The organism is Paeniglutamicibacter sp. (assembly GCF_046714615.1).
Lineage (GTDB): Bacteria > Actinomycetota > Actinomycetes > Actinomycetales > Micrococcaceae > Paeniglutamicibacter.
Genome location: NZ_JBKKAP010000029.1, coordinates 25,781 through 46,307, shown reverse-complemented (window position 1 = coordinate 46,307; position 20,527 = coordinate 25,781). Strand labels below are relative to the sequence as shown.

17 protein-coding genes are annotated in these 20,527 nt (G+C 63.8%); 14 read left to right on the top strand and 3 right to left on the bottom strand.

Translation table 11 applies throughout. The features are described from left to right. Positions 1–60: 60 nt before the first annotated feature. Together gcvPA and gcvPB are read left to right on the top strand one after the other, a co-directional pair. Positions 61–1,431, top strand: coding sequence for an aminomethyl-transferring glycine dehydrogenase subunit GcvPA (gene gcvPA, locus ACLQ7E_RS03600; protein WP_411731182.1), 1,371 nt, complete (start codon positions 61–63; stop codon positions 1,429–1,431). Between the two features lie 2 nt (positions 1,432–1,433). Next, complete coding sequence (gene gcvPB / locus ACLQ7E_RS03595) at positions 1,434–3,035, top strand: aminomethyl-transferring glycine dehydrogenase subunit GcvPB (RefSeq protein ID WP_411731181.1); 1,602 nt, start codon at positions 1,434–1,436, stop codon at positions 3,033–3,035. Between the two features lie 145 nt (positions 3,036–3,180). On the opposite strand, the gene ACLQ7E_RS03590 is transcribed toward gcvPB, so the two are convergent. The 3 genes from ACLQ7E_RS03590 to ACLQ7E_RS03580 form a co-directional block, all read right to left on the bottom strand. Continuing rightward, positions 3,181–3,525 carry a hypothetical protein gene (locus ACLQ7E_RS03590; RefSeq protein WP_411731180.1) on the bottom strand — a complete coding sequence of 115 codons (345 nt, stop codon included), beginning with the start codon at positions 3,523–3,525 and terminating at the stop codon, positions 3,181–3,183. A 344-nt stretch (positions 3,526–3,869) separates the two neighbouring features. Continuing rightward, entirely contained in the window at positions 3,870–4,628 is a 759-nt protein-coding gene (locus ACLQ7E_RS03585; RefSeq protein WP_411731179.1) for an SDR family NAD(P)-dependent oxidoreductase, read from the bottom strand. A 19-nt stretch (positions 4,629–4,647) separates the two neighbouring features. Beyond that, on the bottom strand, positions 4,648–5,796 hold the full coding sequence (locus ACLQ7E_RS03580) for an ATP-NAD kinase family protein (RefSeq protein WP_411731178.1): 1,149 nt from the start codon (positions 5,794–5,796) through the stop codon (positions 4,648–4,650). A gap of 107 nt (positions 5,797–5,903) precedes the next feature. Between ACLQ7E_RS03580 and ACLQ7E_RS03575 the strand changes: the two genes are divergently transcribed. From ACLQ7E_RS03575 to ACLQ7E_RS03520, 12 genes are all read left to right on the top strand, one after another. Beyond that, on the top strand, positions 5,904–6,569 hold the full coding sequence (locus tag ACLQ7E_RS03575) for a GntR family transcriptional regulator (protein WP_411731177.1): 666 nt from the start codon (positions 5,904–5,906) through the stop codon (positions 6,567–6,569). Between the two features lie 259 nt (positions 6,570–6,828). After that, complete coding sequence (locus ACLQ7E_RS03570; RefSeq protein WP_411731176.1) at positions 6,829–8,418, top strand: amidohydrolase; 1,590 nt, start codon at positions 6,829–6,831, stop codon at positions 8,416–8,418. A 15-nt stretch (positions 8,419–8,433) separates the two neighbouring features. After that, positions 8,434–9,393: an ABC transporter substrate-binding protein gene (locus ACLQ7E_RS03565; protein ID WP_411731175.1), complete on the top strand. Its 960-nt coding sequence runs from the start codon at positions 8,434–8,436 to the stop codon at positions 9,391–9,393. Positions 9,394–9,432: 39 nt separating this feature from the next. Continuing rightward, positions 9,433–10,371 carry an amino acid ABC transporter permease gene (locus ACLQ7E_RS03560; protein ID WP_411731174.1) on the top strand — a complete coding sequence of 313 codons (939 nt, stop codon included), beginning with the start codon at positions 9,433–9,435 and terminating at the stop codon, positions 10,369–10,371. After that, positions 10,368–11,174, top strand: coding sequence for an amino acid ABC transporter ATP-binding protein (locus ACLQ7E_RS03555; protein WP_411731173.1), 807 nt, complete (start codon positions 10,368–10,370; stop codon positions 11,172–11,174). The genes ACLQ7E_RS03560 and ACLQ7E_RS03555 overlap by 4 nt, the downstream gene beginning before the upstream one ends. Before the next feature lie 6 nt (positions 11,175–11,180). Next, positions 11,181–11,936, top strand: a complete 756-nt coding sequence (locus ACLQ7E_RS03550; protein WP_411731172.1) for an SDR family NAD(P)-dependent oxidoreductase — start codon at positions 11,181–11,183, stop codon at positions 11,934–11,936. A 444-nt stretch (positions 11,937–12,380) separates the two neighbouring features. After that, positions 12,381–13,697, top strand: a complete 1,317-nt coding sequence (locus ACLQ7E_RS03545; RefSeq protein ID WP_411731171.1) for an ABC transporter substrate-binding protein — start codon at positions 12,381–12,383, stop codon at positions 13,695–13,697. After that, positions 13,694–14,665, top strand: coding sequence for a carbohydrate ABC transporter permease (locus ACLQ7E_RS03540; RefSeq protein ID WP_411731170.1), 972 nt, complete (start codon positions 13,694–13,696; stop codon positions 14,663–14,665). Before ACLQ7E_RS03545 ends, ACLQ7E_RS03540 begins: the two co-directional genes overlap by 4 nt. Further along, positions 14,662–15,564, top strand: coding sequence for a carbohydrate ABC transporter permease (locus ACLQ7E_RS03535; protein WP_411731169.1), 903 nt, complete (start codon positions 14,662–14,664; stop codon positions 15,562–15,564). The genes ACLQ7E_RS03540 and ACLQ7E_RS03535 overlap by 4 nt, the downstream gene beginning before the upstream one ends. Before the next feature lie 3 nt (positions 15,565–15,567). Continuing rightward, the gene (locus tag ACLQ7E_RS03530; RefSeq protein WP_411731168.1) at positions 15,568–17,298 is read left to right on the top strand and encodes an amylo-alpha-1,6-glucosidase; all 1,731 of its coding nucleotides are present in this window, start codon (positions 15,568–15,570) and stop codon (positions 17,296–17,298) included. Between the two features lie 118 nt (positions 17,299–17,416). Next, positions 17,417–19,465, top strand: coding sequence for a beta-galactosidase (locus tag ACLQ7E_RS03525; protein ID WP_411731167.1), 2,049 nt, complete (start codon positions 17,417–17,419; stop codon positions 19,463–19,465). A gap of 371 nt (positions 19,466–19,836) precedes the next feature. Further along, on the top strand, positions 19,837–20,523 hold the full coding sequence (locus tag ACLQ7E_RS03520) for an HD domain-containing protein (protein ID WP_411731166.1): 687 nt from the start codon (positions 19,837–19,839) through the stop codon (positions 20,521–20,523). The last annotated feature ends 4 nt before the right edge of the window (positions 20,524–20,527 follow it).

The window sequence follows — 20,527 nt, the reverse complement described above, 5'->3', positions numbered from 1 at the left end:
CCGCGCTACAAGCCTCAGGGCAAGCACCCGGGTCATGACAAAAGCAGGAGGCGACCTTCCATGCAAAATTCCACAGTTCACCCCTACATTCCCAATACGGTACCTTCGGTCATCGAGGAGATGCTCGCGGTCACCGGAGCAACCAGCATCGAGGATTTCTATGAAGACATTCCCCAAAGCCTGCGCGTCAAGGGCCTGTTGAACCTGCAGGAACCGTTCCTTGCCGAGGCAGAACTGGAAGAACACGTCACCGGGCTGTTGAACAAGAACCGCAGCACACGTGAGGTCACCAGCTTCCTGGGTGCCGGGGTCTACAACCACTACGTTCCGTCCGTCGTGGACGAAGTCATCAACCGCAGCGAGTTCCTCACCGCGTATGCCGGCGAGCCCTACGAGGACCACGGCCGCTTCCAGGCGTTGTTCGAGTACACGTCCATGATGGGCGAAATGCTCAACATGGACGTGGTCAACGTGCCGACATACGACGGCATGCAGGCCACGGCCACGGCATTGGCCATGGCCGGGCGCATCACCGGACGTTCGAAAATCATCGTTGCCTCGGATGTGAACCCGGATCTCCTTTCAAAGGTCACCGACTACGTGCGCAGCCACACCGAGTTCGTCTTCGTGCGCACCGTCAATGGCATGGTCGACACCGCTGCCCTGGCAGCACAGGTCGATGCCGCCACCTCGGCCGTCTGGATCCAGACCCCAAGCTTCCACGGAGTGCTGGAAACCTCCGGCCAGGTGATCGCCGAGTTGGCGCACGAGTTCGGTGCGCTGCTAGTCGTGGGCACCGACCCGATCGCCTACGGAAGCCTCACTCCCCCGGCGGACTGGGGAGCCGACATCGTCTGCGGCGACATCCAGTCACTGGGCATCCACCAGTGGTTCGGCGGCGGACGCGGCGGCTTCATCGCGGTTCACGACGACCCGAAGTTCATCATGGAGATGCCCTCGCGCCTCTTCGGCCTGGCCAGCACCTCGGTCGAGGGCGAGTACGGCTTCGGCGATGTTGCCTGGGACCGCACCTCCTTCGCGCTGCGCGAAGAAGGCAAGGAATGGGTGGGTACCGCTGCGGCACTCTGGGGCATCGCAGCCGGCGTCTACCTCGCGTCGATGGGCCCGACCGGCATGTCGGATCTGGGCAACACCGTCCTGGCACGCACCGCCTACGCCCAGCAGCAGCTAGCCGCCATCGACGGAGTTGCACTGGGAGATTCGGCCGCACACTTCCGCGAATTCGTGCTTGACCTCTCGGCCTCCGGCAAGACCGCCGCCGAGGTCGTCACGGCCCTGCGCGCACGCGACATCGAGCCGGGCGTCGTTATCGGCGAGCACGGACTGCTGGTCTGCGTCACCGAACGCCTCACGACGGCACACATCGACACCCTGGCATCAGCCCTCACCGATTTCCTGAAGGAGAAGTAACCATGGCCCTTCCAGTCAGCCCCAAGCCAGCCCACCGCCGGTTCCACCAGGCCCGTTGGGATGAGCCGATCATCTTCGAACTCAGCACCCCGGGCGAGCGCGGCATCCTGGTGTCGCAGCCCGAACCCGAAGCAGTCAAAGCCCTGGGCGGCATCGAGAACAAGCTGACTTCCCTGCGCCGCTCCAGCGCCCCGGCGCTTCCCGAGCTGGCCCAGATGCGCGTGGTCCGCCACTACCTGCGCATCAGCCAGGAGAACCTGGGTGCCGACTTCAACGTGGACATCGGGCAGGGAACCTGCACGATGAAGTACAGCCCCAAGGTCAACGAAACGATCATCCGCACTCCGAAGCTTTCCGAATTGCACCCGATGCAGGACGAAGCCTCGTTGCAGGGAGTGCTGGAGATCTTCTGGCGCACCGAGCAGGCGATTGCCGAGATCTCCGGCATGCACTCGGTGAGCCTGCAGACCCAGGGCGGCTCCGCCGCGATCTGGGCCAACATCTCGATGATCCGTGCCTTCCACGAATCCAACGGCGAGGGCGCGGTGCGCGACGAGGTCATCACCACGATCTTCTCCCACCCGTCCAACGCGGCCTGCGCCAAGGCAGCCGGCTACAAGGTCATCACCCTGATGCCCGATGCCAACGGCTACCCGGACATCGAGGCACTGCGAGCCACGGTTTCCCCGCGCACAGCTGCCCTGATGATCACCAACCCCGAAGACACCGGGATCTACAACGACAAGATCCGTGAATTCGTGCAGATCGTCCACGATGCCGGCGGCCTGGCATCCTACGACCAGGCCAACGCCAACGGGATCCTGGGCATCACCCGCGCCTCGGATGCAGGGTTCGACCTGTGCCACTTCAACCTGCACAAGACCTTCTCCACGCCGCACGCCAGCGGCGGCCCGGGTGCCGGCGCCAGCGCCGTCTCGGAGCGGCTTGCCCCGTTCCTGCCCAACCCGCGCATTGAAAAGACCGATGCGGGTTTCACCGTGAACTACGGCGGCGAGAAGTCCATCGGCAAGGTCGCCCCGTTCTTCGGTGTCGCCCCCAACGTGGTTCGCGCCTACGCGTGGATCATGGCGCTGGGCGCCTCCGGCCTGCGCCAGGTCGCGGAAATCGCCGTGCTGAACAACAATTACCTGCTGGCCCTGGTCCGCCAAATCCCGGGCGCCAGCGCACCGTACGCGACGGGCAAGCACCGCATTGAGCAAGTTCGTTACTCGTGGCAGGGATTGTTCGAGGACACCGGCATCAGCTCAGAGGAAATCGGCATCCGCATGAGCGACTACGGCATGCACTACTGGACGAGCCACCACCCGTATCTGGTGCCCCAGCCGTTCACGCTGGAACCGACCGAATCTTACTCCAAGACCGAAATCGACGAGTACGTCGCGGTGCTGGCCCAGGTTGCCGCGGAGGCCCGGGAGAACCCGGAGCTGGTGCGGTCGGCTCCGCACAACCAAACCGTGCACCAGATCGACCACGATGACCTGGACGATCCGGAGCGCTGGGCCATCACCTGGCGTTCGTACCAGAAGAAGTACTTCAGCGGCGCCGTGGCACGGGTCGCCGCCGAGCCGGTTTCGGTGGGCTAACCAGACGGATCGGTAACCGTTGGGGGCTGTCGCCGGGGTGACCGGCGGCAGCCCCTTTGGCATGCCCGCTTCTTCAATCACGTCCTCGAAGCGGACGGCAGGTGCCGCCCGACCCGGCGGGCAGTATGGCGCGTCGGACCGTCTCCTATTGCGGTTCCCAGACGGCCAGGACGCGGCGCAGCCGCGGATCATCATCCGGACGCATGTCCGCCAACGCAGCCTGCCGGATCAGGACCTGCTCCCCGGGCACCAGGCGTGTTCCTGCATGGGTGACGTGCGGGCGGTAATTCGGGCCGTTGTGCCGCGCACCGGGCAGGTCGGCCTGCGGCCCCAGCGCCTCCGGCGCGGCGGTATGGAACCGTTGCAGGGCCGGCTCCGGCTCCACCAGCGAGACCGGCACTGACCCGTTGCGGCCGAACTGCGCGTCCGGCCCGATGCGCACCCCGAAGCCCAGCCGCGCCGGCACCACCATGTCTAGCCGGGCGCGCACGACGTCGACGGTTTCCCGGATGTCGAAGCGCCAACGTGATGTGCAGCGGCCAGCTCGACCGGGGGAAGACCATGCGGGCCTGTACAGGGACCGCAAAGGCAACGAGAACATAAACGCCCATGGTTCATAGATAGGCTCACGACCCGGGCAGGCCCACTGCCCCGGCCCCGCGCTTCGGGAATGACAGCCGTCGGGGCGGACCGGATCATTGCCGCCGAGGTTTCGCCCCGGTCCGAGCGCCGAAAGGGGGTGGTGCCAGGCAAACCTCGAGGCGGCACGCGGAATCCCGTCGCGCGAAGCCGGGGGGCTCGCACGACGGGAATCCGCATTGCGTTCTGCGGGGGTTAGGCGATGCCTCCGCCGTCGACCACCAGTGCCGATCCGGTGACGTAGCTGCTGGCATCGCTGGCCAGCCAGACGACGGCCTCGGCGATTTCCTCCGGGGTGCCCATGCGCTTGAGCGGGCGGTCGTTGGATTCCTCGAGGAAGGCGGCTTCGGCCTGGGAAAGCTGCCGTGCCTCCTCGCGGAGCATCGGGGTGTTGGTGTCTCCGGGGTTGACCGAGTTGACGCGGATGTTGTCAGGTCCGTGGTCGATGGCCAGGGCGCGGGTCATGTTGACCACGGCGGCCTTGGAGGTGCAGTAGGACAGCGCGTCTCCCCCGCCCTTGAGGCCCCACCCGGAACCGGTGTTGACGATCGCTCCGCCGCCTGCCTCGATCATCAACGGGACAACGTGCTTGCAGAGCAGGAAAGGTCCGCGCACATTCACGGCCATGACCTGGTCCCACTCTTCAAGGGTGGTGTCGATGACATTGGCGCGGCGGATGATGCCGGCGTTGTTGAACAGCACATTGATGGTCCCGAACTCGGCCGCGGCGGCTGCAACTCCGCGTTTCACGTCCTCCTCCGATGCCACGTTGACCGACAGGCCCAGCGCCTTCACGCCCAGGGCACCAACCTCTGCCGCAACTTTCAGGGCTGCTTCCTCGTTGATGTCAAAGATGGCGACGTTGGCGCCTTCGGCGGCCATGGCCAGTGCGGTGGCCCGGCCGATGCCCGATCCGCCGCCGGTGATGATGGCTGACTTGTCCTTCAAACGCATGAACTGCTCCTTGGTGTGATTAAGCGGAAACCAGGCCATCAGCGGTGTTGCTGATGGGGTAGATTATTTCGGCATTCGGTCCCGTAAAGACCTTGGCAAAGCCACACAGGGTGGCATCAATCTCGGGATGACCCGAATCAACCCAGAGCGGTCGCCCGCCCAGGGAGATGATTTTGGAGGGCGTGGCCACGATTTTCAGTTCGCTGCGCCGCAGCAGGCGGTGGTCGATCTGTTGGTTGCCGCGCCCGATGACGAATCCCTGCTGCCCCAGCGGGGTGACCACCACTGTGGCACCACAGTCAGAGATCAGGGTGTTGAGCGAATCCGCGTCCACGTCCCGGGCCACGAGTTGGCCGTTGCGCACCACGTCCACGCCCAGGCGGGTCAGCTCAAAGCCCAAGGCCCGGCCGATGGCCAAGGTGGTTCCGCCCGGGCCAAGCACGTAATGGCGATCGGGAAGCATGCTGGCGGCAAAGGCCCTCCCGAGCGACTCGACGGCGTTGGCGTCGGACGCCGGGCTGGCCGCCTTTCGCGGCTGGAGACGGCGGGAATCCTCCGGCACGCGCAGCGCACCATAAAGGCTGGGAGTCGCCACGCCGCGACGTAGTTCGTCCTCGTCGATGTCCACCACTTCACGCACAACGGTTGGCCGGTCACTGGAGGAAAGCCATCCAGCCGCCAACAACCCGGTCTCGGTGGGGGTCAATCCAAAGACGGCCGAATAGATCTTCACCCCGGCCGGGATGCCCAAGACCGGGACTGCGAAACCGACAGCGTCAATGACATCACGTGCAGTCCCGTCGCCTCCGGCGAAAAGCAGGAGGTCCACCTCGGCCTGCACCATGCGACGGGCAATCATCTTTGTATCGGAAGAAGTCGTGGCTCCGGGATGCGCCTTGCCGGCCGCAACGGCCTCATGGGCGATGTGGGAACCCAACGCGTCGGCACCCATGTCGGCCGCGCCTGCCAGTATCCGTAGGGGGATTCCTGATCCCGCCAGGGAGTCACTCAGGCGTTGAATCGCCAGACGGGCGCGGTCCGAAGCCACGGAATCAAGGCCTGCCGCCCGCGCTAGATCGCGGATATCTGCAGCGTCGCTTCCCTTTTGAGCGGTGGGCCCACCGAGTCCCGCCACGGGGTTGACGATCAATCCGATACATACGCTCACTTGAGGACTTCCTCTCACATTTCTGTATACAGTATACTGAGTCCAGCTCCGAGTACAATAAGTCTCTCGGGAACCGCACGTCATCAACCTAGAATCGGGGAGCGGCAGTGGCCATCCAACGTCAATCGCTACGCGAACAGATAGAAACCGAAATCATGAACCGCGTAGGCGCGGGTGAGTTCGACATGGGCGAGAGCATCAACGAAGTAACCCTCTCCGCCGATCTCGGTGTCAGCCGAACCCCGTTGCGGGAGGCGCTCATCTCACTCGCCCAGCAGGGCGTCATTACACGCGTTTCCGGCAAGGGCTTCCGATGGGCTCCGATTAGCGAACGGGATTTCACGGAGGCGGTGCAGATCATTGCGGCACTCGAATGCCTGGCACTGGACCTCAGCCCGGCATCGGAATTGTTCGCCATCGCACCGAAGATCCTCAGTCTGGCCAACTCCTTCACCGCCACGGAAGCGCCGGCACATGAGGTTGACAGCCACGACGACACCTTCCACGAACTGTTGACCTCAAAGTGCCCCAACCGGCGCCTGCTTGAGACCATCGCCTCGCACAAGGTTGCGTTGCGGCGCTATGAGAAGTTCTTCGTCAGCGCCACCGACCGCATCGAACGCGCGGCATCCGAACACTCGGCCATCGCACAGGCCCTCATCAACGAAGACCTCCCCGCAGCACGGGCGGCCCTCAGCGCCAACTGGCTCAACAGCACCTCGCGCATCGCCAAGGCATTGGCCAACAAGGAAAGCGCCAAGATAGCCAGCTAAGGCGGCGCATGGCCGAGCCGCGCCAACATTCCGCCCTCCTCCATGGGATGGAATGTGGGCGCGGCCTTGTCTTGCCCCAGGTCAGACCAATCAGGGATCGCGCAACACTCGACGCACCCCCACCAGGCCCACCATTCCACCGCCTGATAAATGAATGGCAAATTACCTTGAATGCCATCTGTATGCGGTATACAGTACAACGTATTCGATGCACAGACGCTTCGGATGGCGAATATTCACCGCATGATGGGGGCCTTGCATGAAGTTCACGGTGTACGAGAATGCCGCATTCCACACCTTTGACCCGATGAACCCCACGGCGAGCGCCCTTGTCACAGGTGGGGGGCGGATCCGCTTTCTGGGAACCGTGGGCGAGGCCCGCGAATTTGCCCCGCAGGCACAACGCATCGACCTGGGCGGGGCTCACGCGATGCCAGGACTCGCGGACAGCCACATCCACACCGCCCAACTGGCATTGCGCCAAGCGGAAGTCGACCTCTCCCCCGCCACCACATGTTCCGGGGTCGTCGCACTGGTCGCGGAACGCATCGCACAACTCGAACCCGGCGACAGCACCAGTTGGATCTTCGGTGGACGCTGGAACCACCGCAGCTGGACGCACCAGGACCTCCCCGACCGCAGGGAACTCGACGCCGTCACCGGAACACACCCAACCGCATTGCACCACGCGGACCTGCACACGTACTGGTTGAACTCCGCGGCACTGGGATATCTGGGCATCGACGCAGCAACTCCCGATCCGGTCGGCGGGACCATAGTCCGCGACGCGTCAGGTTCCGCGACAGGCATCCTGCTGGAGGCAGCTGGTTTCAACGTCGGTCGCGCCCTGGAGGAAGTCACTCGGGACGACCTGGCAACGCTGCTGCCATCCACGCTGCGCGCCCTGGTCCGCCAGGGCATCACCTCCATCCACGACATTGACGGCATGGATGCCTGGGAGGCCTTCTCGGGCCTTCACGAACGGCGCGAACTGCCCCTGCGGGTCAACAAGATCATGCCCGTTGCGGTGCTGGACCAGATCATCGAACAGGGCGTGCGCACCGGACAGGGCGATGAGTGGCTGCGCCGTGGAGGCGTGAAGATCTTTTCCGACGGCTCCCTGTCATCCGGCACTTGCCTCATGCACGCACCCTACGGTCATTCGCGCTCCGAGGGCCTGGCCGTTACGGCACCGGAGGAGCTGAACCGCCTGGTCAAGCTAGCCAACCACAACGGATTGGCAGCCGCGGTCCACGCCATTGGCGATCGCGCGGTCTCCAACGCCCTGGATGCCTTTGAACAGGCGGCGGGAAACTACCCCTCGATGCCGGCCGGTTCCAACAGGATCGAGCACGTCCAACACATCGCCCGCCGCGATCTGCCCCGGCTCGCCGCCAGCGGCGCGCTGGCCTGCATGCAACCGGCTTCATGCACCTCGGACATCGAGCTGGTCGATTCCCTGCTCGGCGAGCACGATGTGCTCTCCTATGCCTGGGCCAGCATCCTGAACGCGGGCGGGGCCGTGTCCTTCAGTTCCGATGCACCGGTCGAGGGAACCAATCCCTTCCACGGCCTCCATGCCGGAACCACCCGCCAACGTCCGGACGGCTTCCCGTCCGGGGGCTGGCAGCCCCAGGAAATCCTCACTCGTTCCCAGGCCCTGCATGCAGCGGCAACCTCGCATACCCGGGCCACCGGCGAACAAAAGCTCAAGGGAACCCTTGAAGCCGGCAAGCTTGCCGATTTCATCGTCGTGGACCGCGATCCGGTTTCCTGCCCGCCCCTGGAGCTTCACTCAACCTACACATTGCTGACAGTCATCGACGGCCGCATCCACTGGTCCGACTAACTCAAGGAGAAACCCATGAAGTCCTTCAAACGAGGAATGTTTTTCGCTGCCGTACTCACCCTGGGCTCCGCGGCCCTGACCGGCTGCGGCGGCGAGTCCCTGGCCGAAACGCCCTCGGCCGCCGGTTCCGCCGGGGCAGGCGCCTTCAAGAACGAGGCGCCGGCCGGCGATCTCGCGGCCGCCCAGATCGCGGCCATCGGCGTCGATACCGATCTTGCCGCCCGGGTCCCCGCCGCCATCAAGGCCGGAGGCCTGAAGATTGCTGCGGCCGAGGGCTACCCGCCCATGGAAATGTTCGACACCGACGGCAAAACCATGGTCGGCGTGGACATGTCGCTGGCCCGAGCCATGGGCAATCTGCTGGGAGTCGAGGCCAAGATCAGCAACTCGGATGTATCGGGGATGATGCCCGGTGTCGTCTCGGGCCGCTTCGACGTGTTGATGTCAGGCTTCAACGACACCGCCGAACGTCGTGAAAAGGTCGCCTTCGTCGACTACGCCAAGTCCTCGGGTTCGATCATGGTCGCCAAGGGCAACCCGGAGGGCATCACGTCCCCCGCCGATCTTTGTGGCGAGACCATGGCCGTGCTCGACAACGGCTACTACATGCAGCTGGCCGAGCAGTTCAGCAAGGACTGCCAGGCCAAGAACGAGAAGGCAATCAAGGTCTTGGGCTTCGCCAACGACCCCGAGGCCCTGCTGCAGGTGCAAAACGGCCGCGCCGTCGCCGGCCTGAACGACTACCCGGTGGCGGTGTTCCGCGCTAAGGAATCCAACGGGGCATTGGAGGCCATCGAGATCCCGGGCAGCTCCCTGTTCGGCATCGCCATCGACCCCAAAAACGAGGAGCTGGTGAAGCTGGTCCAGGACACCATGAACAAGCTCATCGCCGACGGCACCTACACCGAGATCCTCGGCGCCTGGGGGCTGGACCAGATGGCGCTTCCCGAGGCCACCGTCAACCAGGGCAAGTAAGCCGTGGTCCAGGAACACGTTTCTGCACCTCCGAGGCGGGTGGAACAACCCGAAACGTCAAACACCGTAAGGCTGCGCCATCCGGGCCGCATCCTTGTGGCGTTGCTGTGCATTGCCGCCATCTCCTGGTTCGTCTGGGTGTTGGGCACCAATGACCACATCAGCTGGAAGGACGTCCTGTACTACCTGACTTTTCCGAAGATCCTGGACGGCGTGCTCGTCACCATCCAGCTCTCCATCCTGGCCACGATCATGGGCCTGGCCATTGGGGTGGCGCTGGCCATCATGAAGCTCTCGGCCAACCCCGTTGCCGTGTGGATCAGCAACCTCTATATCTGGTTCTTCCGCGGCACCCCGGTGCTGGTGCAGTTGATCTTCTGGTTCAATCTTGCCTTCCTGTTCCCGCAACTGGTCATCAAGGTTCCGTTCACGAGCATCGGCTATATGTGGGACACCAACGTGGTCATGACCGGCTTCACCGCCGCAATGCTGGGCCTGGGCCTGAACCTGGGCGCCTACGCGGCGGAAACCGTGCGCGCCGGCATCCAGGCGGTGGATCCGGGGCAGGCCGAGGCCGCCGCCTCCATCGGCATGACCCCGTTCAAGCGGATGTGGGTCGTCGTGCTGCCGCAGGCCACGCGCATCATCATCCCGCCGATCGGCAATGAATTCATTTCGATGCTCAAAACCACCTCGCTTGTATACGTGGTCGCGGGCAACGACCTGATGACCAACGCCAGCCAGATCTACAAGCAAAACGGAAAGATCATGGAACTGCTGATCGTTGCCAGCATTTGGTACATGGCCATGACCGTCATCGCCACGTACTTCCAAAGCAAGCTTGAAAAGAAGTTCGGCACGGCCGATCGACCCATCACCGGCAAGCGCCAGAAGTTCTCCAAACCGTTCATTTCCCGCAACAATCTGGCCTTGCTCGGCCAGCGTCTTCGCACCGAACCGCTAAGGAGCACTCCATGAGCAGCATGGCACCCCCAACCTTGGAGACCGAAACCGTTAGGGGACTTCCCCTGGTCATGGCAGAGCGGGTCACCAAGAACTTTGGCAGCCACCAGGTGCTCTCCGGCATTGACTTCTCGGTCGAGGCTGGAGAAGTCGCCTGCATCATCGGCCCCTCGGGCTCGGGCAAATCCACGTTTCTGCGCTGTCTCAACGCACTGGAAAAAGCCAACGGCGGCCGCATCAGGATCGACGGCAAGGATGTTGGATACAACTACCGCAAAGGCAAGTTCCACGAATGGAATTCCGCCGAGTTCGCGAAGTTCCGCCTCAATGTCGGCATGGTCTTTCAACGCTTCAATCTCTTTGCCAACATGACGGCACTGGAAAACGTGGCCTGCGGCCCCGCCCGGGTCAAGGGTGAGCCCAAGAAACTCGCCCTTGCCCGAGCCGAGGAACTCCTGGACCGTGTAGGCCTTGCTGGACACGGCCACAAATACCCCATGAAGCTCTCCGGGGGCCAGCAGCAACGCGTCGCCATCGCCCGTTCCCTCGCCATGGACCCACAAGTGATGCTGTTCGACGAACCGACCTCGGCGTTGGACCCGGAGCTCGTCGACGAAGTGCTGGAGGTCATGAAGTCCCTGGCCCTCGGTGGCATGACCATGGTGCTGGTAACCCACGAAATCGGGTTCGCCCGCGAGGTCGCCGATTCGCTGGCCTTCATCGACGGAGGCCTTGTGGTGGAAAAGGGAAACCCCCGCGAGCTCATTGCCAACCCGCAACACGAAAGGACCCAGCAGTTCCTCTCGAAGGTGCTGTGAGCGATCATGACTACATCCACAACAAACCAAAATCGGGTGGTCCTGGTGACAGGAGCTTCCTCCGGCATCGGGGCGGCCACCGCCCATCGCTTCGCGTCCGCCGGAGCGAGGGTCTTCAACCTGGACCGGCAGCCACCGGCGCACAGCACCGAGGACGTGAGCTGGCTTGAATGCGATGTCACGGATGCGGCCATGGTCCGCGCGGTGGTGGAGCAGATCGCCACCGAGGAAGGCCGGATCGATGCGGCAATTGCCAATGCGGGCATCAGCACCCGCCACGCATTCCTGGAGATGAAGCCGGTCGACATACGCCGGTTGCTGGAGATCAATCTCTTCGGCGTGATCAACCTCTGGCAATCCGCAGGCCGGGTGATGTTCGAAGCGGGGTCCGGGACCCTATTGGCCACTGCCTCCACGAATGGATCCGCGGGGTATCCCTGGTATGCGGACTACAACGCCTCCAAGGCAGGAGTCCTGGCACTATGCCGCAGTGTGGCGTTGGAGCTTGCCCCGCGGGTCCGCACCGCCTGCGTCAGCCCGGGCTACGTGCTGACCCCTATGCAGCGCAGCGAATATACGGATGACATGCTGGAAGAGGTGAACGAACGGATTCCGATGCGTCGGCACGCCGATCCGGCGGAGATTGCCGATGCGTTCTTCTTCCTGGCCTCGGATCAGGCACGGTTCATCACGGGGCAGCAGCTGGTCGTCGACGGCGGGGAACTGGCAGGCGGGACGGCCTCGTCATATCGGACCCAGTAGCCGCCAGACCGGACGATGACCGATGACGCTTTTGGGCGGCGCAGGCCCTGGGAACGACTCCCCTGAAATTGGGCCGGATGATCCGGTCCAATTTCAGGGGAGTTTTTCACGAAACCGGAGCACCGTTCGGCCGGAGACTTACAACGGGGTCCATTTTCAGTTTCGAACAAAACAACCCACCTACAAAGCGCCTCCGACAGGAGCGTTGCACTACGAGCTCCGCAATCCCCAGTCTTCATGCGATTATCTACGCACCGGTAGGTAATCGACTGGATCACTTCCGAACAGAAGCAAACAGCTCAAAACTTGACACGACACCCCTTCTGTACACAGAATACAGAGTATTGTTGTGGTGCTGCTCACGTTTTATCCGTGGCGCGGAGAACCCTACCGGGGCATCGGCAGTCGGCAAGTGCTCGTTTTCCATCGAAAGAGGTATTTGGCATGTGGCGTTCAAAGAACTTTACAAGAAGAGGCATCCTGGCCCTCGGCGCTGCCGCGGCTTCCGCCGCCGTGCTGACCGCGTGCAGCGGCAGTTCCGGCGCACCGGCACCGGCGGCCGGCGGAAACAGCTCCATCGTCTGGAGCACCTGGGGCACCCCGGAGGAACTCACCCGCTTCAACGAGTTCAACAAGCAGTTCATGGAACGCCACCCGGACATCAAGGTCAAGCTTCAGCCCGTGGCCAGCTACGGCGAGTACCACTCCAAGCTCCTGGCCCAGCTCACCAGCAAGACCGCACCCGACGTCTTCTACGTGGGCGATGACAAGCTCGGACAGTTCGTCAGCTCCAAGCGGCTCATGCCGCTGGATGAGATGATGGGCTCCGCCACCAGCAAGACCAAAAAGGAAGACTTCTTCCCCGGCACCTTCGGTGCAGCCCAGCAGGACGGCGTCACCTACGCGGCCCCGAACGACGTGAACAACGACGCCCTTTGGTACGACAAGAAGGTCCTGGCCACGGCCGGCATCACCGAGGACCCGGCGGCACTGGCCGCCGAGGGCAAGTGGACCACCGACAAGTACCTGGAAATGAACGACAAGATTGCTGCCGCAGGACTGACCGGCTCCATGTTCTGGAACTACTGGGCCACCCACTATGGCTGGATCTCCGCGCAGGGAGGCACGGCCTACGACGCCTCCGGCAAATTCGTTGGCAACTCTGATCCCAAGACCCTTGCAGCCGTTGAAACACTGGGCAAGTACTTCCAGGACAAGAAGTTCATCGCCGCAGACACCCTGCCCGATGGCGCCGGGGCAGACAGCAGGTTCGTGACCCACAAGGCCGGCTTTTTCGCCCAGGGTCGCTACACCATCGGCACCCTGAAGGGCGCCGGCGTCGAGGCCGACTACGACGTCGTCGACTGGCCGACCCCGGACGGCAAGCCCGCCCCGACAGGCATCGCAGCCTCCTACCTGGCCGTGAACGCCGACACCAAGCACAAGGATGCGGCGTTCACCTTCTGGACCGAATTCCTTAGCGCCGAAGGCCAGACGTTCCGCCTGACCGGCGGCGGCAATGCCGTCCCTTCCATCAAGGGCGCCGACGAGGTCGTTCTCGAGGACAGCTACCCGACCCACGCCCAGACCTTCCTGGACATGCGTGACATCGGCTTCGCCAACTACCCCGCCGAAGCCGCCGTCCCTGCCCTGTCCACCGACATTTCCGACCTGTTCCTCGATCTCTACGAGGGCAAGAACGACGCCCGCGGGACCCTTGACAAGGTTGCGGCACTGATCGAAGCGAAGACCGCCAAATGAGTGCCTCACTCGCGGAAAAGCCAACGCGGGTGAGCGACATGGCGACTCCCGCCACCGAACCGGGTTCCCTTCGCAAGGAGGCTTCCTGGCGCAAGCGCGACCGCGCCTGGGGCTATATCTTCATCGGCCCGCAGGTCATCGGCATGGTGCTGTTCGTGCTCATCCCGTTTGCCGCGAGCCTCGTGCTGGCCTTCGCGTCCTGGGACGGGCTGACGGACCTGACCTGGGTCGGATTCAAGAACTTCGCCGACCAGCTTCAAGACCCGCTGCTGCTGAAGTCGATTGTCAACACCCTGCTGCTGGCGGTCATCACCGTGCCCGTCGGCCTGGGCCTGGCGATCGTGATTGCTGTGGCACTGGAGAAACTCAAGACCAGGACCCTTTACCTGATCCTGTTCTTCGCTCCCGTGGTCACAAGCACCGTGGCCGTTGCCATGATCTGGCAGCAGATGTTCCGTTCCGACGGGATCTTCAGCGCCACCATCGGCAAGATGTTCGGCATCACCCCGCCGGACTGGCTGGGCGACCCGAAGCTGGCGCTGCTCGCAGTATGCATCGTCTCGGTCTGGTCCTCGCTGGGCCTGAACGTAGTCATCTTCATGGCGGGACTGCAGAACATCTCCCCCTCGGTCATCGAGGCGGCCCGGATCGACGGGGCAGGCGCCTTCAAGCTGTTCACGCAGATCCGCCTGCCCCTGCTCTCCCCGATCATCTTCTTCTCCTCGATCGTGGCGTTCATTTCCTCGATGCAGACCTTTGACACGGTTTTCATCCTGACCCAGAACGCCGGACCCGACAACGCCACCCGCACCATCGTTTACCACATCTACGACCTGGGCTTCGGGCGCTTTCAGTTCGGACCCTCCAGCGCCGCGGCAGTCATTCTGCTGGTCATGACGCTGCTCATCACCGCCATCCAATTCGCCGCGCAGAAGAAGTTCGTTCACTACGAGGATGATGCAGCATGAGCACCCTGGATTTCGACACCAAGCCCTCCCTCGCGCAGCCTGGCAAGCAGCAGCTCCGCAAGGAGAAGCTGGCCTCCCTGGGCCTGTCATCGGCGCTGCACCTGGTGCTCATCATCGCCGGGCTGGCCATGGTCTTCCCGTTCCTGTGGATGGTCGTCACCTCGCTCAAGGGGCTGCCGCAGCTACTGCAGGATCCGCTGAGCTTCTGGCCTGCACCCTGGACATTCTCCAATTTCGCCGACGCCTGGAATGCCGTCCCGTTCGGACAGGCCTACCTCAACAGCCTCTACATCGCGGTCTTGTCGATCCTCGGGACCCTGGTCACCGCCTCGATGGCCGGCTACGCGTTCGCCCGGATCAAGTTCCGCGGTTCCAAGGCCATCTTTGTCGTCTTCCTTGCCACGCAGATGATTCCCGCACAGGTCACCCTGGTGCCGTTCTACCTGCTCATGAGCAAGATGGGGTGGGTCGACTCCCACCTGGCGCTGATCGTTCCGGCGATGATGGTCAACCCCTTTGCGGTTTTCCTGATGCGCCAGTTCGTCCTGGCCCTGCCCAAGGAGCTCGAGGAGGCCGCAGTCATCGACGGGGCCAGCCGCTGGCGCATCTTCTGGAGCGTCATCCTGCCCAATCTCAAGCCGGGCCTCGGCGTGCTGGTGATCATCACCGCGCTCAGTGTGTGGAACAGCTTCCTGTTCCCGCTCGTGCTCCTGAATTCCCCCGAGCTCTACACCGTGCCGTTGTTGTTGGCCAGTTTCACCGGCCAGTTCGGCTCGGTCAACTACGGGATGGTCATGGCCGCATCGGCCATCGCCACCATCCCGATCCTGATCGCCTTTGTCATCGGCCAGCGCCGCATCCTGAACAGCATGGCCGCATCCGGCCTGGGAGGAAAATAGCCCATGTCACTGCCAACCGGCACGCCAATGGCCATCGGAGCCCGCGAACACCTCGAGGCGGCCGGAACCCACTTGGATCTCATCCAGGCCCCGTTCACCCTGCCACGTTCGCGGTTGATCCTCTTCGCGCAGAGCGATGGCCTGCGCGTATGCACTTCCGAGTACGAAAAACGACTCCAGGACTGCGTGGTCTTCGAAAGCCTCCGGGTGCTCGACGCCCGCGGCATCGCGCTGTCGGTCACCCGGGTGCTGCCCCATGTGATCGAGTTCGGTAATGGCGCCATCACGCTGACCTTCTCCGGCGCCTCGGGCCTGAGCATCGGGCATGGTTCGGTCCGTGCCGGCTCGACCTCGATCCATTGGGAGACCACCGACGGCCTGACGCATTCAATGGCTGTTGGAGATGACCCGACCGATTCAATCCTCTTTGCCATCGATTCCGACCGCCGGGCCGAGGCGCGGCGCTCCGGCCACCATGAAACGCACGTGGCCGCGACCGAAGGAATATGGCTTCAGTGGTTTGCCAAGTGCCCGCCGGTCCGCGAGGACCTGCGGGACATGGTTGCCTTCTGCTGGTGGGTGCTGGGTGCCAACATCGTGGAGATGCCGTCGCTTGGTTCGGCCCGCGCGGTGGTTCCCTCGAAGATCGGCTACGTGGGATTGTGGCAATGGGATGCGTATTTCATCGCCGTGGGACTGCGCCATGGCGATCCCGAACTGGCCCGCGAACAACTTTCCCTGGCTTTCGGCTTCCCCGGAGCCGACGGTCAACTGCCGGATGTGGTCCATGAACTCGGTATCCTGGCCAACAGCGACGACCTGCCGGCTTCCGACCGTGAAACCCTGCGCCGTGCTGGGTCCTCGATTGCCGACCCCACGGCCCCGGTGCCGCTGACCAAGCCGCCGCTGGGGGCGTGGGCCCTGCGCAAGGTCCTCGAGGTCCAGCCGGCGGCCGAGTTTGGCGGCGAGGCCTGGGTGGATGCGCACCTGGATACACTGCGCCGCTCGCAGGACTGGTGGTTTGCCGCATCGGACCTGGATGGAGACGGAATGCCCGAATACGGCCATCCGTATTCCTCGGGACTCGATGACAGCCCGATCTTCGACGGACCGCTTCCCACTACCTCTCCCGATCTGGGTGCCTATCTGGTGCTGCAGGACCAGGAGCTGGCGGGATTCGCCGAACGCCTGGGCCATGACGGGGCACAGGAACTGGCGCGGATCCACCGTGCCAGGGCCGCCCGCACCCAAGAACTGCTCTTGGGCATGTGGGACGAACGCACCGGGTTTTTCCACGCCCGGGCCGCAGGGGAAACGATGCCCAGCCATGCGGTGGTCAGCCTGATGCCGTTGCTGACAGGTTCGCTGCCCGAACCCGTCAAGGAGCGGATGCTCGGCGACCTTGACGACCCCGAAAAGTTCGGCACCCCGTGGTCCATTCCCACCGTCGCCGCCGACGATTCCGACTTCTCGGCCGAGCGCATGTGGCGCGGACCAGTATGGATCAATACCAACTCGCTGGTCATAGAGGGGCTGCTTAACTCGGGCGAGCCGGAACGCGCCCGCGCCTTGGCCGAGCAGACGGTGAAACTGGTCATCCATGGCGGCGGACCGCACGAGTACTTCAACCCTTCCACGGGCCAGAAGGCCAAGACGGCCACCACCGCGTTCGGCTGGTCCGCCGCGCTGTTCATCGACCTTGCGGTCCAGCTCTCGAATGACGAGAGTTGGTAGCTCCCTAAAGGGACCGACCACGACACCGCCAACCCGTCCCGGGTCGGCACTCCGGAGGGGATCCTATTTCCTCCGGGCAAATACCTGGCGGCACCTGCCGCCACAGAGAGGAACGGACATGCTCGAACCCCGGCCTATCCGGCTTGACGCCCTTGCCTACGGCGGGGACTACAACCCCGACCAGTGGTCGGAAGAGACCTGGCTGGAAGATGCCCGGCTGATGGTGGAGGCGGGAGTCAACATCGTCAGCCTTCCAGTCTTCTCCTGGCCGCAGCTGGAACCCACACCCGGCGTGTACAACTGGGGCTGGCTGGACCGGGTCATTGAGGTGCTCTGGGGCGCCGGCATCAAGATCGACCTGGCCACCGCCACGGCCACCCCGCCGTCCTGGCTCATTCGCCGGCACCCGGAGATGCTGCCCCACAACGTCCATGGCCAACGTCTGGAATTCGGCTCACGCCAGGCCTATTGCCCCAGCTCGCCGATCTGGCGCGAACACGTGGCCCGGATGACCAGGGCCATGGCCGAACGCTACGGCGACCACCCCGCGTTGGCCTTGTGGCACGTGTCCAACGAATACGGCGACCACGTTTCCCGTTGCTGGTGCCCCGCCTCCGCCGTGCATTTCAGGAGATGGCTGCTCCATCGCTACGGTACGCTCGATGGCTTGAACGAGGCCTGGGGCGTGGGCGTGTGGGGCCAGCGCTACACCCAGTGGGAACACATCGAACCGCCGCGGACCGCCACCGGCCCCATCAACCCGACCCAGCTGCTGGACTTCGAGCGCTTCTCCTCCGATGCGCTGCGCGAACTCTTCCAGGTGGAAATCGACGTGCTTCGCGAGGTCACCCCCGATGTTGCCGTCACCACCAACTTCATGTCGCTGCTGCGCGATCTGAACTACTGGGACTTCGCCGCCGTGGAGGACCTTGTCACCGACGACGCCTACCCCGATCCGGCGGATCCCTTGGCGCACGTTTCGGCGGCCCTGAACTACGGGTTGATGCGCTCGCTGAAGGGCGGGCGGCCGTGGCTGCTGCTTGAACAGTCGGCCAGTGCGGTGAGCTGGCGCGACGTGAACGTTCCCAAGGCCCCGGGACAGATGCGCATTGATTCGATGCAGGCCATTGCCCACGGTTCGGACGGGGCCATGTTCTTCCAATGGCGCCAGGCCAAGTTCGGCCAGGAAAAGTTCCACTCGGCGATGCTCGGGCACCGCGGCGAGGAATCGCGCAGTTTCAAGGAGACCAAGGCACTCGGTGCGGAGCTCAAGTCCCTTGAGCCGGTCCGCGGAACGCGGGTGCGTGCCTCGGTGGGCCTGGTCGTGGACTGGGATTCCTGGTGGGGTTCTTCCGCCACCGAATCCCTGCCCTCCCAGCGGCTGAACTTTGCCGAACAGGCGCGTGCCTGGAACGCCGCGTTCTTCCGACTAGGACACCCGGTGGACACCGTGCGAGCCACCGATTCCTTCGAGGGCTACGACATCATCGTGGTCCCGAACCTCTACATCGCAAACGATGAACAGGCGGCCGCCCTGACCTTGTTCGTCGAGCGCGGCGGCCAGCTGATGGTCGGCCCGTTCAGTGGCGTCGTTGATGAGACCGAGAAGGTCCACACCGGTGGTGCCCCCGGACCGCTGCGCGAACTGCTGGGGATCGAGGTCGACGAGCACTGGCCGATTCCGGACGGATTGCAGGAAAAGTTCGAGGTTGCCGGCGAAACGTTTGCCGTGTCCATCTGGAGCGAATGGCTGGAACTCCTTGACGGCACAGAGGTGATTGGTTCCCACACGACCGGCGAGCTGGCGGGGCGCGCTGCGCTTACCCGGCGCACCGGACCCACTGCCGGTGCCGCATGGTACCTGGGTGTGGTGCCCGAGGCCGCCGGACTGGACGCGCTCTTCCGCAGGGTTCTGGACGCCGCGGGACTTTCCGCGCGCACGGTTCCCGACACTACCCTTGAGGTGGTGACCCGCAGCGACGAGGACACCGACTACACCTTCGTGCTGAATCACGGGACCGAGCCGCTGACGGTGGTGGCCCCCTTCGAAGCCGTCGACCTGTTGGGAGCCACGCTAGCCGACGGTGTCCTGACGTTGCCGCGGTACGGTGTCGCGGTCCTGGCCTCGGCTCGGACCGATGCCGTTCCGTTTGTTCAAAGGGCCTGATTGGCATCCACCATCCGGATAACCAATCCCGGAGCGGACGAACCCCCATCGTTCGTCCGCGCCGGGCCGAGGTCCACCTGACGCCTCCCCACACCTCCATCAGTCACATGAAACACGATGCCGTTGCCCATGGAATGCCCAGAATTGTTCCTTATAGTTTTAGATACCTCTTGAAGGTGCGAGTGATGAGAGCACCGGTCGGAAGAATTGCCCCCATAATCTTCCGGCCGGTGCTCACCCATTTAACGCACCAATTCCTGTCCGACCAGGATTTATTGCAGGCCTGCTCCCGGCCCATTCTTGCGGGGAAGGATTCCACTGCCCGGAATTTACCCCTTGGGTTTCCGGTCTGTTGGTGCAAGCATGTGCCCATGACTAAAGTTCACCCGCAGGCCAACCACTTTGGGCTCGACTCCTCCGAGCACATCCCGTCACCGCTGCCCGACCTCTTTGAGACCCATCCGTTGCTGGGCGAGATCTGGGGACAGGCGCGGGGCCTGCTGGCGGTGCGTGACAACGACGCGCACACCCTCTACGCCGTTTCCCTGGCTTCCGCCCTGCTCGATCAACGGCCGCAGGCCGACCCCGGAGTGGTGTTGCCGGCAATGGTGCTGCACGACATCGGTTGGTCACAGGTGGAACCCGGGCTCGTGCTCGCCGCCATCGCCCCCGGCGGCGGACGTCCGGACCTGGTGTTGCAACACGAAAAGGAGGGTGCCCGGCTGGCCACGGAGGTCCTCGAATCGCTCCACGTGGATACGCTGGTGATCGACCAGGTCGCCGCGATCGTCGACGGCCACGACTCCCGCCCCCACGCCCTGAATCCCGATGACGAAATCGTCAAGGACGCAGACAAGCTGTGGCGGCTGACCCCGCACGGCCTGGACACCGTCATGGACTGGTTTGGGCTGCACCGCGGCCAGGCCCTGCGCCTGTGCGCCTCGCGGGTGTTGGGCAAGCTCTTCACGCCCGAGGCCACCATCATGGCCCACGGATTGATCGCCCTTGAGCAGGCAAACCTCTGGCCCCGGAGCCGGGAACTGCACCCCGAACGATAAGGAC